This window comes from Flavobacterium sp. GW823-FHT04A11, assembly GCF_058796535.1.
In genome coordinates this window covers 3034906-3052582 of the sequence record NZ_CM179503.1, presented here as the reverse complement: position 1 = coordinate 3052582, position 17677 = coordinate 3034906, and the positions used below count along the sequence as shown (strand labels likewise).

At 33.7% G+C, this 17677-nt stretch carries 10 protein-coding genes; 2 read left to right on the top strand and 8 right to left on the bottom strand.

Annotated elements, in window-relative coordinates:
* Nucleotides 1–5: 5 nt before the first annotated feature.
* From AC3QL1_RS13080 to dnaK, 8 genes are all read right to left on the bottom strand, one after another.
* Nucleotides 6–1373 carry a glucoamylase family protein gene (locus AC3QL1_RS13080; protein ID WP_492491950.1) on the bottom strand — a complete coding sequence of 456 codons (1368 nt, stop codon included), beginning with the start codon at nt 1371–1373 and terminating at the stop codon, nt 6–8.
* A 66-nt stretch (nt 1374–1439) separates the two neighbouring features.
* Nucleotides 1440–2921, bottom strand: coding sequence for a RagB/SusD family nutrient uptake outer membrane protein (locus tag AC3QL1_RS13075; protein WP_492497578.1), 1482 nt, complete (start codon nt 2919–2921; stop codon nt 1440–1442).
* A 4-nt stretch (nt 2922–2925) separates the two neighbouring features.
* A complete protein-coding gene (locus tag AC3QL1_RS13070; RefSeq protein ID WP_492491948.1) occupies nt 2926–5931 on the bottom strand; it encodes a SusC/RagA family TonB-linked outer membrane protein in 3006 nt (1001 codons plus the stop codon).
* A 244-nt stretch (nt 5932–6175) separates the two neighbouring features.
* Entirely contained in the window at nt 6176–8920 is a 2745-nt protein-coding gene (locus AC3QL1_RS13065; RefSeq protein WP_492491946.1) for a LuxR C-terminal-related transcriptional regulator, read from the bottom strand.
* Between the two features lie 102 nt (nt 8921–9022).
* On the bottom strand, nt 9023–10207 hold the full coding sequence (locus AC3QL1_RS13060; protein ID WP_492491945.1) for an acetate/propionate family kinase: 1185 nt from the start codon (nt 10205–10207) through the stop codon (nt 9023–9025).
* A 98-nt stretch (nt 10208–10305) separates the two neighbouring features.
* On the bottom strand, nt 10306–12399 hold the full coding sequence (gene pta / locus AC3QL1_RS13055; protein WP_492491944.1) for a phosphate acetyltransferase: 2094 nt from the start codon (nt 12397–12399) through the stop codon (nt 10306–10308).
* A 48-nt stretch (nt 12400–12447) separates the two neighbouring features.
* A complete protein-coding gene (gene corA, locus AC3QL1_RS13050; protein ID WP_492491942.1) occupies nt 12448–13518 on the bottom strand; it encodes a magnesium/cobalt transporter CorA in 1071 nt (356 codons plus the stop codon).
* 200 nt (nt 13519–13718) lie between these two features.
* Nucleotides 13719–15602 carry a molecular chaperone DnaK gene (gene dnaK / locus AC3QL1_RS13045; protein ID WP_492491940.1) on the bottom strand — a complete coding sequence of 628 codons (1884 nt, stop codon included), beginning with the start codon at nt 15600–15602 and terminating at the stop codon, nt 13719–13721.
* Nucleotides 15603–15971: 369 nt separating this feature from the next.
* Between dnaK and AC3QL1_RS13040 the strand changes: the two genes are divergently transcribed.
* Both AC3QL1_RS13040 and AC3QL1_RS13035 read left to right on the top strand, forming a co-directional pair.
* The gene (locus AC3QL1_RS13040) at nt 15972–17234 is read left to right on the top strand and encodes a Na+/H+ antiporter (RefSeq protein ID WP_492491939.1); all 1263 of its coding nucleotides are present in this window, start codon (nt 15972–15974) and stop codon (nt 17232–17234) included.
* Between the two features lie 27 nt (nt 17235–17261).
* Nucleotides 17262–17675, top strand: a complete 414-nt coding sequence (locus tag AC3QL1_RS13035) for an RDD family protein (protein WP_492491938.1) — start codon at nt 17262–17264, stop codon at nt 17673–17675.
* Nucleotides 17676–17677 lie beyond the last annotated feature (2 nt).

The window sequence follows — 17677 nt, the reverse complement described above, 5'->3', positions numbered from 1 at the left end:
TGTTATTAAAATCCGTATTTCCCGGATTTGAAACCAAGCTTAACTAATCCTTGTTTTACTTCCGGAGCGTTCATGAATAATTTCCATAGTAAACCCGTACGATAATTTTCGATCATTACGACTTCCGGTCCCTGATCGATTGCTAAATAACGTTTTGCAACCCATTTATTCTGTAAACTTAAAGCGTCATAAAAACCGGCATTTCCCCAGGTTTCTTTTTTATGATTATCATATAAATTGCGAATTACCGCCATAGATTCTTTTGGTGTGTAAACAATCGAGCTTATTGCTGCCGTTGGCGACATAACGCCCTGATCGTTGCTTGGCATGTGTGCATTGTAGCCAATTGATCCGTCAGGATTTCTTGAATACGAAGCGCTTAATCCCCAGTAATCGGCACCATAACCATTCTTCGGATTTTCTACACAATACTCATAATTGATTTTGGTTTGATTTACGTTCAAATCCCAATAATTCGCGTATTTATCGCTCAATTGAGTTGGATCAAGTCCTACATAAGAATAATGTGCCCAAAATAAAGGTCCGCCAAATTCCTCAGCTCCATTGTGTTTTAAAATCAAGGGAATATTGTATTTTGTTTTTGCTGAAACAATTCCTCCGCTCCTTGCCCAGCCTTCATGATAGGCTTTTGCATCAATTGTGTGCGTTGGCGATGAGGCTGCCAAAACATAAGTGATTAAACATTCGTTATATCCTTCAAGCGGAAAATTCATTTGCCAATCGTATGATGGCGACCAATGCCAGTACAAAACGTTTTTGTTGTTTGTATACCAATTCCATTCTACACCTTTCCAAAGTGCGTCATATTTTTGAGCAACAGCTTTTTCCTTTTCAGAACCGTCTTTCAGATATTCGCGAACTGTAATCATTCCCGCAACCAAAAATGAAGTTTCAACTAAATCTCCACCATTATCCTTGGTTCCAAAAGGCTTTACTTTTCCTGTATTTCCGTCTATCCAATGTGACCATGCTCCGTGAAAACGATCGGCTTTGCCTAAAAAGTCTACAATTTTGTTAAGTCTCTCAACACCTTGATCTTTTGTAATATATCCTTGTGAAATTCCGGAAACAATAGCCATTAAGCCAAAACCTGAACCTCCTGTTGTTACAATATTTGCATCATTGTCAGGATAAATTCCATCCGGATGGTAACGTTCTCTTGCTAATCCAGAGTTTGGTTCTGCGTAATCCCAGAAATACTTAAAGGTTTCTTTTTGAACCACGTTTAAAAGTTGTTCATCAGTTAATTTCTCCGTAGCAGTATTTCCTTCTGTATTCTCTTTTTGCTTGTCAGTATTTGAACCGCAGCCAAAAAAAGTAAAAGCTATTATTAAAACCGAAATTCTAATCATTGTAAAAAAATTATGGAATTTATAAATAATCACTTCCTTCAAAATTGAAGGAAGTGATTTAAAAAATTAATTTGAGTAAAGAGGATTTTGTTGTGATAATCCTGCGGCTTCTCTAATAAATGAAGATGGAACCGGAAATACTTCATTCTTACCTTCTGTAAAAGTTTTTCCATCAATCGCAAAAGCTGCTTTTGCTTGTCCAGTTCTAACTAAATCAAAAAATCTATCGTGTTCAAATGCTAATTCAACTCTTCTTTCTTTCCAGATTGCGGTTCTCACATCACCTTGTGATACTGCAGGAGTGTCTCCCAAATTAGCTCTATGTCTAATTTGATTTAATAATGGAATTGCATCACCTGTTTGTCCTAATTCATTCAAAGCTTCAGCTTTCATCAATAAAACCTCTGCATATCTTAAGTATCTGATATTTGCGTCAGCTTTACCTTGATCTGTATAATTAGAAGAATATGCTTTATAATTTGCTGCTTTTGGAAAACCAGCAGTTATTTCTTCTTTAGTAAGTGCAGGAACTATGCGTCCATCATATAATGTTGAACCTGGAAAAATAATTGTTGCTGCCTTTCTTACATCTCCTGGCTCATAAGCATTTATTAAACTTTGAGATGGAGCATTGAACCCCCAACCCCAACCTCCGTTGCTACGGATGCCCTGAGATACAGAATAGTTATCGATACCTAATGCAGGAGCTGCACCTACGGAATTAATTTCAAAAATTGATTCAGGACCAAATTCGCCGGTAACTTTATACATTGAAGCATAATCGCCAACAATAGAGTAGCCTGTAACTTTATTACAATTATCTACAACCTGTTGCCACTTCTTTTGATATAAACTAACTTTAGCAAGTAAGGCATAAGCTGCACCTTTTGAAGCTCTTGAAACATCAGATGATGCGTAAGCAGATTTCTCAGGCAATGCTGCTGCTGCCTCAGTTAAATCTTTTTCGATAAAAGCATAAACTTCCGTAGGAGTTTTACGTGTTAATTGCATAATTCTATCCGCTTCAACTCCCGGAACCGGTATATGATCAATAAGCGGAACTGCTCCGTAACATTTTACTAAAGTAAAGTACATAAATGCTCTTAAAAACTTAGCTTCTCCTACAAGTCTTGATCTTAAATCACTGTTTGCCTTATCTAATTGCGGAACTATTACTATAGCTTGATTTGCTCTGTTGATACCAACATAATTTGCTTTGAAAATAGTTTCTACAGATGGATTTGATCCTTCATAAGTAAGTGCATCTAAAATATCCTTATCAGCACCTGTATCACCTGGTATAGAGCCTTTATCAGCGTCATCAGATGCAATACTTGAGATTCCGTTCCAAGCAAAAGAAGACATTTCCCAACTTAAAAATTCATTGTAAACAGAAGTCACAAATGATTTTGCACCAATGTCATTATTATACAATTCTAAATCTTCTACCGGAATAGACTGACTTGGTTTAACATCTAAATAATCATCAGAACAACCTGCAAAGATGAGGGCTGAGAAGACCGACATCGTTATATATATTTTTTTCATGTTTTTAAAATTTAAAATTAGCACCAATTACAAATGATCTTAATGCCGGATAAGCATCTAATTCTACACCCTGGCTTTTTGTTGGATCTCCATCACCATTTAATTCAGGAGTGAAACCTGAGAATTTTTGAGTGATAAATGGATTAATTGCATTAATGTAAATTCTGCAAGAGGTAATAAATTGATCTTCTTGAAGCGGTAATTTATAGCCTAGTGTAATATTATTTATTCTGAAGAAATCTCCAGATTCCATATAATAAGTCGAAGCTACAGGAACTTGATTAAATGGTGCAGGATTTGTAGATGTTGTATTAGTTGGTGTCCAGAAATTTGTGGCAACCGAAGCTTCTACATTTTCTCCAGAGAAACGCTGCGCTTTTTTACCATTGTAAACTTTAGCTCCACCAGTACCATAACCATCAACAGAGAAATCAATGCTTTTGTAAACTAATCCTAAAGTAACCCCATAAGTTGAGCTAGGTAAAACTGAACCAAAATATTTTTTATCCTTGTTACCATCCAAAAGATTTTGGGTTACTTTTTGGCCTGCTGAATTATAATATAACATACTTCCATTAGCTGGATCTACTCCTGCATATTCATATAAATAGAAGCTGCCCAATGGTCTGCCTACAGATGAATAATCAAGTATTTTAGTATCCTGACCATTTCCTAATCCTCCACCAATTGTTGGTACGATTTGCGTATCAGTTATCTTTGCTAATTCATTTTTATTGTAAGCATAATTACCACCAATCCAGTAACTTAAATTATCATTGATTTTGTCATCCCAACGTAGAGAAATTTCATATCCTTTATTAGAAACTTCACCAACGTGTCTTGCTGCTTGTTGATCAATTCCAGAAGTCATTAAAGGTTTAGTATATAAAATAGTGTTTTTAGTTTCTTTATCATATACATCAAAAGATCCTTTTAATCTGCTATTTAAGAATTCAAAATCCAATCCAGCAGAGGTTTCTTCTACAATTTCCCAAGATAAAGTTGGATCTACCTGAATATTGATTGTATTTCCATTTGCATCTAGCCCAGGGAAATAATAACCATAACCAGATGAGAAGGTTTGCGCATTAAGCGGTACATTTTGGTTACCTAATTTACCCCAACCACCTCTAAGTTTAATCAAATCAACTCCTTTAATATCAGACAAGAAGTTTTCTTTAGTCATAATCCAACCTAAACCAAAAGAAGGAAAAGTTCCCCAACGATAATCATTACCATAATTAGAAGATCCATCACGTCTCACAGTACCGGTAACCAAATATCTGTCTAACAACTTATATTGGAAACGAGCAAAATAAGATGCTAATTTTAATTCATTATAATTTTCATCCTGATATTTAAGTATATCAGCAGCAAAATTATACTGATCTCCTACTGGCGCCCAGTAATTAGAATCAGGAGTTACATTCTTTCTGTCAATTGTTAATTTTTCTTTATGCCCTCTTACATTTGTTTCAATACCTGCAGTTACTTCTACATCATGAATTTCTGCAAATACTTTATTATAAGTCAAATAATTAGACAAATTCCAGTTAAAATATTGTTCTCTCCCTTTTGTCAATACATTTATGTTTCCTGAAGTTGGATAGTTGCTTGCAATACGAGTCGGATCTGCAGCTAACCATTTACCTTTAGTATCAACATAATTATATTGCTTCCAGTTATAATATTCACCATTAAATTGAGATGTGAACTTTAATCCGTCTGTAATAGAATAATCTAATTTTAGACCTCCTTGCAACATCACACTACGCTGTTGTTCATCATAAAAATTCAATTGAGAAACCGGATTTTCTACAGTGTTAAAAGCAGACCCTGTTTCACTAGCTACACCATTAGATACAAATGGTACTCCGTATTTTCCATCAGGAAAATAAACCGGAACAATTGGAGATTGTCTGTAAGCATTAGTAAATGCACTAAGAGGTTGTGGGGCAGATTTTACAGAACTGAAACTAAAGTTTTGACTTAATGTTACTTTTTTAGAAATCTTATATTCATTATTGTTTCTAAAAGTTGTACGCCCATAATCCATACCATTCAAAATAGCCTTTTCTTCATAGTTGCCAACACTAAAAAAGTATTTAATGTTTTCAGACGATCCTGAAACCGAAATGTTATTTTGAGTATAACTTCCTGTTCTGGTAATCTCATCAAACCAATCAGTATTTACCGGTTGATTTGTAGCAAATGTATTAGCTCCCAACGCTGCATTAGAATAAGCAGCAAATTGATTGCTATTGGCCATTTTTACTTTTTTTAATGGAGTTCTTACTCCACCAAAACTTTCAACTTCAACAGTAACCTTGTTTCCTTTACCACTTTTTGTAGTAATCATAATTACACCATTTGCACCTCTGGTTCCATAAATAGCCAAGGATGAAGCATCTTTAAGGATCTCGTAAGAAACAATATCATTTGTGTTAATATTGTTAATATTATCTGTAGGCATTCCGTCAACAACATATAAAGGAGTTCTTCCTCCTAATGCCGTACCTACACCTCTAATAACCACAGATGGAGTACTGCCAGGTGCATCGGATGAAGTAACCTGAACTCCCGCAGCTTTTCCCTGAATAGCTTGTGAAGCATTCATTACTTTAGTTCTGGCAACTTCTTCTCCTTTTAATGAAGATATTGCCGTGGTATTATCAATTTTCTTTCTCGTACCATATCCAATTACAACCACTTCTTTTAAAGCAGTATCGCCTGCTTCTTTTAAAGTAATTGACATTGGTGTAGCTGTTGCCGGTACAGAAACTGCGTCAAAACCTAACATTGAGACCTTTATAATCTCACCCACTTTGGCATTTATCGTAAAATTTCCATCGAAATCAGTATCAGCAGAAGCTTTTGAATCCGGCGCGCTAATAATCGCTCCGGGAACTCCCATTCCGCTGCTATCTACTACTTTTCCTTTAATTGCTTGTCCAGACATATATGCTGGAAGAAGCAAGAGCGCTAAAAAGCTAAAAATAAAATTTTTCATACAGTTCGTAATCGTTTAAGTTAGTAGAGCCAAATTAAACAATTACAACGTTGTAGTACATCAAATACCACTACTACATAGCTACATCATTATGTTAAATCAATTATGTATACTACTAATTTTCAGTATTTTAAATGTTAAATTATTTTCATTAACATTACCTTATGATGTAGTAATGATGTATTGTAATTATATAAAAAATGATGTAGAAAAATATAATATCCGTAAAAAACAAATGCAAATCTTACAGACTTAATAAAAACTTTGAGAGGTTTTCGTCCTGGGTGAGATTTAATTTCTTTCTTAGGCGATATCTGTGCAATTCTACACCTCTGAAAGAGATATTCATCATAGGTGCAATTTCTTTAGAAGAGAGGTTCATTTTTAGATAAACGCACAATTTTATATCTTTTGGAGTTAAATTTGGATACTTTTTAGAAAGATTAATAATAAACTCATTATGGATTTGATTCAGATTGGTTTCAAAAATTTCCCATTCGTGTTTATTGACTTCATTAATCTTAATTGCTTTTTTGATTTCACTTTTAAGCTTATTAAAATCTTTCTCTGAATCCAGAATACTTTGAATATTTTCGATCATTTCACTTTGCTTGGCTATAGACAAAGATTTTCCGGCGACTTCAGATGATTTTGTCTGAAGTTCAAGTTCCAGAATATGTTTTTCGTACTCTTGAATATTTAATTCATTTTCTGCTTTTAATTCCATTTCAAGAATTTCGCGCTGATGTTTCAATTCTTCTGCCTGTAATTTTAATTTTTGCAGATAACGAAGTTTATTCCATTTATAATAGAAAAATAAAACGGTTCCTATTACTAATAAATACAATAGAATCATCCAAAAAGAAAAATACCACGGCTGTGCCACTTTAAATTCAAAGTTGGACACTCTGTCATAACTCGCTCCGTCATGTTTGTATACTTCAATAGTATGGTAACCGCTGCTTAAATTATTCAGCAAAATTAATCCATCAGAAATTGGCGTAAATTCTTTGCTTTTATTCAGTCTATAGAATAAATTTGGTTTACTGGCGCCATAAATTCCGGATATAATATTGATTTTAAGTTCTGTATTATATTTAATTCTGGAATCATTTTCAAGTAAATTTCCATTATTAAAAGCTTCAACCTTAATTTCTGTATTTTGTTTGTTTTCATATTTCAACTGAAGAGATATGAAACCGTCATCAAGGTTTAGTAAATAATGATTGTTATTTTTAAAAATTCGTAAGTTATCGTTGATTAGCTTTCCTTTATAATATTTCTCCTGAATTATATTCCAGACAAATTTATTTCCGTTGACATAAATATGATACAAAATTCCATTTTGAAGTACCATAAAATGATCTTCATCTATGCTAATAACATCGGATACATTTTTAAAATTCTCATTAAACAATTCATTTTCCTCCAATTTATTGGTTATCGAATTGTGAGTATACCAGGTATTGTTTATTAAAAAGAGGATTTCGTTTCTAAATTCAAATATCTTAACGCCAAAATCATTTTTGATTTTACTGAGCTGAGTTGCGTTTTCAATTTTTTTAGTTTTATAATTATCATCATATAAAACACGATATAATCCGCGATAATTATCTGCCGCCCAAATTTCATTCTTCTTATTTTGAGCAACATATTTTATAGGTTTCGAAAGATCATTGATTCTTTTATATTGGGTTAAATCTGCAAGATTATCATAAACCAAAACTCCACTGTAAGTCGATTGAAAATAAGTATCATTAATACTGCTTTTTGATAAATTCCAGCCACCGCTTACTTTGTTTATTTTGCTGAACGAGCCATTATCATAAGAAAATGTTCCGTCATTATGACCAATAATATATTGATTGTTGATTTTCGTGATATTCCACGCTTGTCCCTGTGTATTTGGGATCATTTTGAATTTACCGGAATCAAATTCAAAAACGCCATGATTTGAAGCTATTAAATAACCCTTATTTGTTGTGGCAACAGAATAAATCGACCCTAATGTTCCTGAATTATCATAAAAAAATGAGATAGGCGAATTTACTTCAACATGTGCAATTCCGTTATCCAATCCCAGCCATAAATCATTTTCTTTATCAAAACCAATGCTCAGAATAGAGTTATTCATCAAAACATTACTTCTGTCAATATTTTTATAAGTATTTGTATTAAAATCATAAATAAAAACCCCTCTGTTTCCTGTTCCTACAACAAGTTTATTCGTTTTGATAAATTTGGCAACGTTAATTGTTGCCGCTTTTAAAGTTTCATTTAAAGGATTATTCCATGGTTTTAAACCTTCTTTTTCGATGGTAAAAATTCCTCTTTTCTGGGTAAAAATATACGATTTGCCATTATATTTTTCAATCGCGTGAACTACGGTGTTTTTTAAAACATTCCAGCCTATTGGATTCGAAATTTTTGACCCATCCATTTTAAAAAGACCTTTTTCTACAGAAGCAACATAGACATTGTTATTTATAACAAAACAGTAAGAAATTAAAAAAGGAAATTTAATTTTTTGAATATGCTTGCCACTGTAAATAAAAATATCATTAAAAGACTGAAAATAAATGGAACCATTAAATCTGAAAATTTTCCAAATTTCCTCATTGTCTTTTTCATCAAATAAATGGAGGTTTTTTGTAATGGAAACATACCTCATTTTACCATCTTTTCTATACCAATACCCAAATTCCTTATAAGATCCGGAATAAATTTTATCGCCTTCAATCATAATAGAGCGAATAATGGTTTTATTTGGCAAGGTATATTTTTCCCACATTACACCATCATATCGCAATAAATAATGGTTATTGGCAAAATACATGGCTTTATCATTTCCCTGAGCCACATTCCAGATTTGATTGTCGCCCTGATAATCAGATTTATTATAGTTTTCTACGAAAGGAAGTAACTCTTGTGCTTGAATTTGAAAAGCAATGAAAAAGAAGAAAAATGATTTTATATATATTGATTTCAAAGTATTCGGATTTATATTCAAAGATACTGACAAATATTTAATATCTAAAAAGTAAAAAGCTCCTCGATTGAGAAGCTTTTGAGTCAAAATTTATATTTTAAATTAGTTTTCAAGCAATTGATACACCTGATTTGCAATTTCGAATTCTTCATCAGTTGGTACAACCAAAACTTTTGTTTTTGAATTTGCTGTGCTTATTTCTCTAATGGCTTTTGAACGAATCTGATTTTTCTCGTTATCTAATTCAATTCCAAAATAATCCATATCTGTACAAACCAGTTTGCGCATATAAGAGGAATTCTCACCAATTCCGGCCGTAAATATAATAGCATCCAGACCATTTAAAGCAGCGGTGTAAGATCCAATATATTTTCTGATTCTGTATGCGTTCATTAATAAAGCCAATTGACAATCTGTATTTCCTTTTTCGGCTTCTGCTTCAATATCACGTAAATCACTATAGCCTGTAAGCCCAAGCATTCCGCTTTGTTTCAGTAAAATAGCATTTACTTCATCAGCAGTATAATTTAAATTTTTAGTGAGATAAAAAATAACAGACTGATCAATATCACCGGCACGAGTTCCCATAATTAAACCATTTGAAGGCGAAAAACCCATTGTATGATCAATACTTTTTCCGTCTTTAATGGCGGTCATACTACAGCCGTTTCCTAAGTGAATGGTGATTATTTTCGAATTATCTTTTAAATAAGCAATCGCTTTTTCAGATACATATTTATGACTTGTTCCGTGAAAACCATAAACGCGGACTTTATTTTCTGTTAAAAGATAATTTGGAATAGCATATTTATAAGCTTCAACAGGAATTGTCTGATGAAAAGCGGTATCAAAAACGGCTACTTGTTTTGCATCTGCAAAAATTTCTTCGGCAACTGTAATCCCAACTAAATGAGCGGGATTATGTAAAGGCGCTAATTCTGAAAGTTCTTTTATTTTTTCTTTAACTTCTTCTGTAATAATTGTTGTGTCCGAAAAATAACTTCCTCCATGCACCACGCGATGACCAACTGCTCCAATTTCTGAAGTCGATTTTATAACTCCTTTTTCTGTATCCAAAAGCATATCGGCAACTTTTTGCAAACCTACTTTATGATTCGGAATGGGTAATAGTTCTTCAATTGAATCTGACGAAGTTTTAAAGGTTACATTTGAAGTTTCCAATCCAATTCTGTCGATCATACCGCTGCAAATTACTTCGTTTGTCGGCATAACCATTAATTGATATTTTATTGAAGAGCTTCCTGAGTTTATAATTAATATTTTCATTTTCGAGTATTTTGCCACTAAGGCGCTAAGTCACTAAGTTATTTTTTGTGACGAAACTCCAGAGTTTTTCTGATTTTTAATTTCTAATTTTTAATTGATTATAATCCCTGCGCTTGAATTGCTGTAATAACTACCGTATTTATAATATCGTCTACAGTGCAGCCACGGCTTAAGTCGTTTACCGGCTTGTTTAAACCTTGTAACATTGGCCCAATAGCCAGGGCTCCGGTTTCTCTTTGCACTGCTTTATAGGTATTGTTTCCTGTATTTAAATCAGGAAAAATAAGTACGCTCGCCTGCCCTGCCACTTCAGAATCCGGCATTTTGCTTAAACCGACGGCGCGATCTACTGCGGCATCATATTGAATTGGCCCTTCAATTTTTAAATCAGGACGTTTTTGTTTTACAATTTCGGTTGCGGTTCTTACTTTTTCTACTTCATCTCCTTTTCCTGATGATCCCGAAGAATAAGAAAGCATGGCGATTTTTGGTTCTATTCCAAAAGCCGCACTCGATTCTGCTGATGAAATCGCAATTTCGGCCAATTGTTCTGCAGTTGGATTTGGATTTATTGCGCAATCTCCAAAAACAGAAACTCTGTCTTCTAAACACATAAAGAATACGGATGAAACTACAGAAGAATTTGGCTTGGTTTTAATGAATTGCAACGCCGGTAAAATAGTATGTTGGGTAGTATGTGCAGCTCCGGAAACCATTCCGTCAGCGTGACCTTTATACACCATCATAGTTCCAAAATACGAGACGTCTTCCATTAAATCCCGCGCCATTGTAATACTTACATTCTTGTTTTTTCTAAGTTCATAATACGTATTGGCGTAATCGTCGTAGTTTTTAGATTCTATTGGATTAATGATATTTACTTTAGAAAAATCAAAAGTGATTCCTAGTTCGGTAACTTTACTTTCGATCTGTTTTTTGTCTCCAATTATCGAAATATCAACTACATCCATATCCAATAATCTTGAAGCTGCGATGATAATTCGGTCGTCATTTCCTTCCGGTAAAACAATATGTTTGCGATGTTGTTTGGCTCTTTTCACCATATTGTACTGGAACATTTTTGGTGTCATTCCTTCCGGTACAAAAGTGATTAATCGTTCGGATAAAGCTTCATTATCCACATATTTTTCAAACGTGCTGATCGAAGTTTCAATTTTATGCGTATTGTTGGCATAGATTTTCGATTTTATAGATCCAATTTTATTGGTAATATGATACGTTCCGCCATCAACAGCAATAATAGGAACAATCGCCGAAAGTCCTTCTATAAGTTTCAAAATGCTTTCTTCCGGAACAATATTGCCAGTTAGAATAATTCCTGAAATTGTTGGATAATTAACTGATTCATTGGCTTGTAAAGCGCCTAAAATAATATCAGAACGGTCTCCTGGCGTAATTACAAGTGCATTATCATTTAAGTGAACTAAATAATTGTGCAATTGCATGGCGCCGACGCTAAAATGTCCGATTTCATTATTGAGATAATTTTCTCCAAATAAAACCTTAGCATCCAGCTCATTTACAATTTCCTGCATCGTTGGATTATCCAAGCTCGAAATTATCGGAATTGTATTCACTAAAACATTCGAAGGCAAACTTTTCTGAAGACTTTTTGTAACCAGTTCTATGTTTTCCGGCTGTACTTTATTCGCAAAAACAGACAAAACTTCCACATCTTTTACTTTAAAAGAATCATAAACCAAATAAAGGCTGTCTACTAATTCCTCTAATGTTTTTCCAACTCCAGAACCAATAATTATGGTTGGAATTCCAAGATTTTTGGCGATTAAAACATTCAAATCCAATTCTATAGAAGTTCCTTCGCCGGTAAAACTGGTTCCTTCCACAAGAACAAAATCAAAACGTTCTTCGAGCTTTTTATATTTTTCGATAATAAGGTCTAAAACCTCTCCTATTTTTCCTTTATTTTTTTTCTTGATCAGTTTGCTTTTCGTGATGGCATACGCATCTTCAAACTTAATATCAAGGTCAAAATAAGACAAAACCGTTTCAATATGATTGTCTAATTCGCCATCGACAAAATCTTCGACTATCGGCCTGAAATAACCTACTTTGGCCGTTTTACCAATCAAAATACTCATCAAACCGAGTGTTATGATCGATTTTCCGCTATTTTGGTCGCTTGTGGCGATATATATTGCTTTACTCATAATTTATATTTTGAAACTAAATATTATGTATTTAATTATAGTTTAGAATTAAAACCAACGTCTTTTTTTGAAATAAATGATTAATCCCAAGACAAGCAGAAACATGATTCCCAATACCACAAAATAACCGTTTTGGGTCTTGAGTTCCGGCATGTTTTCAAAGTTCATTCCATATACTCCCACAATAAACGTCAGCGGAATAAATATTGCCGAGATAATAGTCAGCGTTTTCATGATTTCATTCATTTTCCGACTTTGTTCCGAAAAATAAAAATTAGAAGCGCTTTCTAATGCGCTCATATCCGATTCTATTTGTTCTAACAGCTCTAAACTTTTTTGATGTAAGCGTATAAAAAAATTGAAAGTGTCTTTCTGTATTAAAGAATTGGTATCATCATCTTTTATCGTTTTCAAGTAATACAGCGAATCCCGAAGCGGTACAATAGAACGTTTTAAAAAATTGAAATTATCGCGATGGTTTTCTATTTTTTCCAAAATAACAGGATCAGCGCCTTTTTTGGTTAAATTGATTAAATCCTCAATTTTCTCTTCTTCATCTTCAATTGTAATGTAAAAATTTTCCATAACGGCATCTAATAATAAATACAGTAAATAGTCTACTTTTTTAGTCCTTACAATTCCTGCATGTGTACGAAGACGTTCCCGAATATGAGCAAAAAAATCGCTTCGTTTTTCCTGAAACGAAATTAAAATTCCCTCTTTCAAAATAAAACTGATTTGCTCCACACTAATATTATCTGAATATTCAGAAGGTAAAAGTGATTTTATATTGAAGAATAACACATTTTGCTGTTCTTCTAATTTGGTTCTTTTGGTAGTATTTAAAATATCGGCGAGTAAAAAATCGTCCAGTTTAAAATGAGCACCAATGGTTTTTATAAGATTGATATCATTTAAACCGTGAACATTAAGCCAGTTATTTTTAGTATAATCAAAGCAGGAATTCAAAGCCTGAACGGTAAACTTATCATATTCAACAACATCGGCATCATCATATACAAAAAGCTGCATTTCGGTTTGATGCTCTTTGTGTGTACCTGTATATTCTAAAGTTATATGTTGAAGCTTGCGTCCCTTTTTGTATTTGATCTTTCTCATTCAAAAAAATTTACAATAGTAATATTACGAAAAAGAATCCGAATGGGAAATGACAATTATCATTTTGATGGGAAAGATTAACAAATAATCCTGATTTTAAAAAGTAATCTTTTTATTACTTTTAAATATTCAAATGTAACAACAAAACATAAAAAAACCGGATTATTTCTAATCCGGTTTTTACTATTATTAAAGAAGAATTATTTTACTTCTTCGAATTCAACGTCTTCAACATTGTCACCTTGCGATTGCTCTTGTTGTGGAGCTGCTTGTTGACCTTGTTCACCTTGAGCATACATAGCTTCTGTAGCTGTTTTCCAAGCTGCATTGATGTTGTCAAGAGCCGTTTGAATAGCTGGAATGTCTTGAGATTGGTGAGCCATTCTCAATTCAGTTAAAGCGTACTCTACAGCAACTTTGTGATCGTCAGCTAATTTGCTTCCTAACTCTTTCAATTGACTTTCTGTTTGGAAAATCATGCTGTCAGCTTCGTTTAATTTCTCAGCTCTTTCTTTAGCTATTTTGTCAGCGTCAGCGTTAGCTTCAGCATCTTTTTTCATTTTTTCGATTTCTTCAGCTGTTAATCCAGAAGAAGCTTCGATACGGATATCGTGAGATTTTCCTGTTCCTTTATCAGTTGCAGAAACTTTGATGATACCATTCGCATCGATATCAAAAGTAACCTCGATTTGAGGAACTCCTCTTGGTGCTGGTGGAATACCATCTAAGTGGAAACGACCAATAGTTTTGTTATCAGCAGCCATCGCTCTTTCTCCTTGCAATACGTGGATTTCAACAGATGGTTGAGAATCAGCAGCAGTAGAGAATACTTGAGATTTTTTAGTTGGAATAGTTGTGTTAGACTCAATTAATTTAGTCAATACACCACCCATAGTTTCGATACCTAAAGAAAGAGGTGTTACGTCAAGTAACAATACATCTTTTACATCTCCAGATAAAACTCCACCTTGAATAGCAGCTCCAATAGCAACAACTTCATCAGGGTTAACACCTTTAGATGCCTTTTTACCAAAGAATTTTTCCACTTCGTCAGCAATTCTTGGCATACGAGTAGAACCTCCAACAAGGATTACTTCGTCGATATCAGATGTAGATAAACCTGCATCTTTTAATGCTTTAGCAACTGGCTCCATAGAACGTTTTACTAAAGTATCAGATAATTGCTCAAATTTAGCTCTTGATAATTTTTTCACTAAGTGTTTTGGTCCAGAAGCAGTAGCAGTTACGTAAGGTAAGTTGATTTCAGTTTCAGCAGAAGATGATAATTCAATCTTAGCTTTCTCTGCAGCTTCTTTCAAACGTTGCAATGACATTGGATCTAAACGTAAATCAATACCTTCTTCAGATTTGAATTCGTCAGCTAACCAGTCAATAATAACCTGGTCAAAATCATCTCCACCTAAGTGAGTATCACCATTTGTAGATAATACTTCAAATACACCGTCTCCTAATTCAAGAACAGAGATATCAAAAGTACCTCCACCTAAATCGTAAACAGCAATTTTTTGATCAGTTCCTTTTTTATCTAATCCGTAAGCAAGTGCAGCAGCAGTTGGCTCGTTGATGATACGCATAACTTTAAGACCAGCAATTTCACCAGCTTCTTTAGTAGCCTGACGTTGTGCATCATTAAAGTAAGCAGGAACAGTAATAACCGCTTCAGTTACAGTTTGACCTAAATAGTCTTCAGCAGTTTTTTTCATTTTTTGAAGTGTCATTGCCGACAATTCTTGTGCAGTGTATAAACGACCGTCAATATCCACACGTGGTGTATTGTTGTCACCTTTTACAACACTGTAAGGAACTCTTTTTGCCTCATCCTGAGTTTCAGCAAAAGTGTGTCCCATAAAACGTTTAATAGAAGCAATCGTTTTTGTAGGATTCGTTACCGCTTGTCTTTTTGCAGGATCACCTACTTTAATTTCTCCACCTTCAACAAAAGCGATGATAGATGGCGTTGTTCTTTTTCCTTCTGCGTTAGGAATAACAACTGCTTCGTTACCTTCCATTACAGAAACACAAGAGTTCGTCGTACCTAAGTCAATTCCGATTATTTTACCCATTTTTTATATATTTAATTTTGATATACATTTTATAACTCAGGTGGCATAAGTCAATCTTTGTGCCAATATAAAAAACCAAAGTAAATTGTCAGTTTTCATGTCGGCACTATAAAAATCATCTGACAACATGACATTTTTAAAACCTGACATTCGTGGCATATCAGCACTTTACGTGTCATTATCAGGAGCTGTTTCCTGCTATCCGCTATATCTTTTACGGCGAACCCCGCCGTAAAAGGATGCCGCTCCTATCAGGGCTAGGGATTTAGGTTTCATTAGAAAATTATCATAATCTGATACTATAATATCTTTCCATACTTTTAAATAAAACCCGAAATACTTACATTAGCATTTTTCTAAATTATCCAAATGGAAAACTACAGCATCATTATTTTTATACTCGCCATCGTAATTGGTCTTTCCGCTTTTGCCGATAAAGCAAAATTACCCTACCCCATTCTTCTGGTAATTGTTGGAATCGCAATTGGTTTTATTCCCACAATGACAGAAATTCAAATCAATCCCGAAATTATCTTTCTGATCTTTCTGCCACCTTTATTATATGATGCGTCTTTTAATATTTCTCCAAAAGATTTCAAAACCAATATTAATACCATCAGTACACTGGCCATAACTTTGGTTTTCCTTACCGCATTTTGGATTGCTGTAGTGGCTCACTATATGATTCCAAATATAACCTGGCCTCTCGCATTTGTACTAGGCGCAATTCTTTCAGCCACCGATGCCGTAGCCGCTATAAGTATTACAAAAGGACTCGGAATACCTCATAAAACGATTACAATCCTGGAAGGCGAAAGTCTTATAAACGATGCATCGGCACTTGTGGCCTACCGTTTTGCCGTTGCTGCCGTATTGGGCTCCACTTTTATTATATGGAAAGCAACACTGCAATTTGTATTTTTATTAGGAGGCGGTTTCCTTGTTGGTTTTATAATGGCAAAAATCCTTGCTTTTATATTAAGCAAAGTCCATAAAAATGTAAACGTTACCATCAGTCTTATGCTCTTGATGCCCTTTATAGCTTATTTAGTGGCAGAACAATTTCATGTTTCAGGCGTAATTGCAGTAGTAATTTTAGGGCTGGCAATTGCCCGTTTTAGTAAAAAAATATTTCCTGAAAGTTTAAAAAACAGTTCACGAAGTTTATGGGATATTATCATTTTTATCTTAAATGGTTTAATCTTTATCCTAATCGGACTTAATTTCAGATACATTTTAAAAGACATTGATAACGACATGATTTTGCCTTATATTGGTTATGCTTTTATCATTACAATTGTCGCTTTATTAATTAGAATGGTCAGAATATTTCTTCAAAAAATTAACCTTCAAAAAGCTTTTCAAAAAAACCATAAAGGAAAAAGAAAAATAAGTGAAGATGCCCTTTTGGATTTCAACAATAGTATTATTCTCGGCTGGTCAGGAATGCGCGGTATTGTATCTCTTGCCATCGCGATCGGACTTCCAAAATTCCTTGAAGACGGCAGCCCTTTTCCGGAAAGAAATACTATTATTTTCATCTCAATTGCTGTCGTGCTTTTTACTCTCATCGGACAAGGACTTACGCTTCCGTGGATTGTAAAAAAATTAAATAGTAAGAAGGAATCTTAAAATTAAGTACATTCGTTGAAAAAACATATGGAAGAAAAATACCCTTTTATGATTGAAAGAATACAATCAATACTAATTGATTCTGTTTTAATAATAGCATGTATGATCATTATTTCTGATATTTTATCGAACTTTAAAAATGTACCAGATTCATTAAGGGCTTTTTTATTGATCTCTCTTTTCTTGTACGAACCTATTGCGACAACTTTTGGCGGAACAATTGGAAATAATATTAAAGGAATTAGAGTTCGAAAAAATTCGAATGAAGATCAAAAAATTAGTCTTTTTCAAGCAATAATTCGTTATTTTTTTAAGTTTCTATTAGGCTGGCTATCTTTTCTTTCTATATTTTCAAGTAGTAAAAAGAGAGCTATTCATGATATTATAAGCGGTACTGTAATGATTAAAATTCAACCAATATCGGTGAAAAAATCAAGTTAAAA

Excerpts from the sequence above, each read along its gene's own strand:
- AC3QL1_RS13080 (WP_492491950.1), bottom strand. The coding sequence starts at position 1,373 with ATGATTAGAATTTCGGTTTTAATAATAGCTTTTACTTTTTTTGGCTGC.
- AC3QL1_RS13075 (WP_492497578.1), bottom strand. The coding sequence starts at position 2,921 with ATGAAAAAAATATATATAACGATGTCGGTCTTCTCAGCCCTCATCTTT.
- AC3QL1_RS13070 (WP_492491948.1), bottom strand. The coding sequence starts at position 5,931 with ATGAAAAATTTTATTTTTAGCTTTTTAGCGCTCTTGCTTCTTCCAGCA.
- AC3QL1_RS13060 (WP_492491945.1), bottom strand. The coding sequence starts at position 10,207 with ATGAAAATATTAATTATAAACTCAGGAAGCTCTTCAATAAAATATCAA.
- pta (WP_492491944.1), bottom strand. The coding sequence starts at position 12,399 with ATGAGTAAAGCAATATATATCGCCACAAGCGACCAAAATAGCGGAAAA.
- corA (WP_492491942.1), bottom strand. The coding sequence starts at position 13,518 with ATGAGAAAGATCAAATACAAAAAGGGACGCAAGCTTCAACATATAACT.
- dnaK (WP_492491940.1), bottom strand. The coding sequence starts at position 15,602 with ATGGGTAAAATAATCGGAATTGACTTAGGTACGACGAACTCTTGTGTT.
- AC3QL1_RS13040 (WP_492491939.1), top strand. The coding sequence starts at position 15,972 with ATGGAAAACTACAGCATCATTATTTTTATACTCGCCATCGTAATTGGT.
- AC3QL1_RS13035 (WP_492491938.1), top strand. The coding sequence starts at position 17,262 with ATGGAAGAAAAATACCCTTTTATGATTGAAAGAATACAATCAATACTA.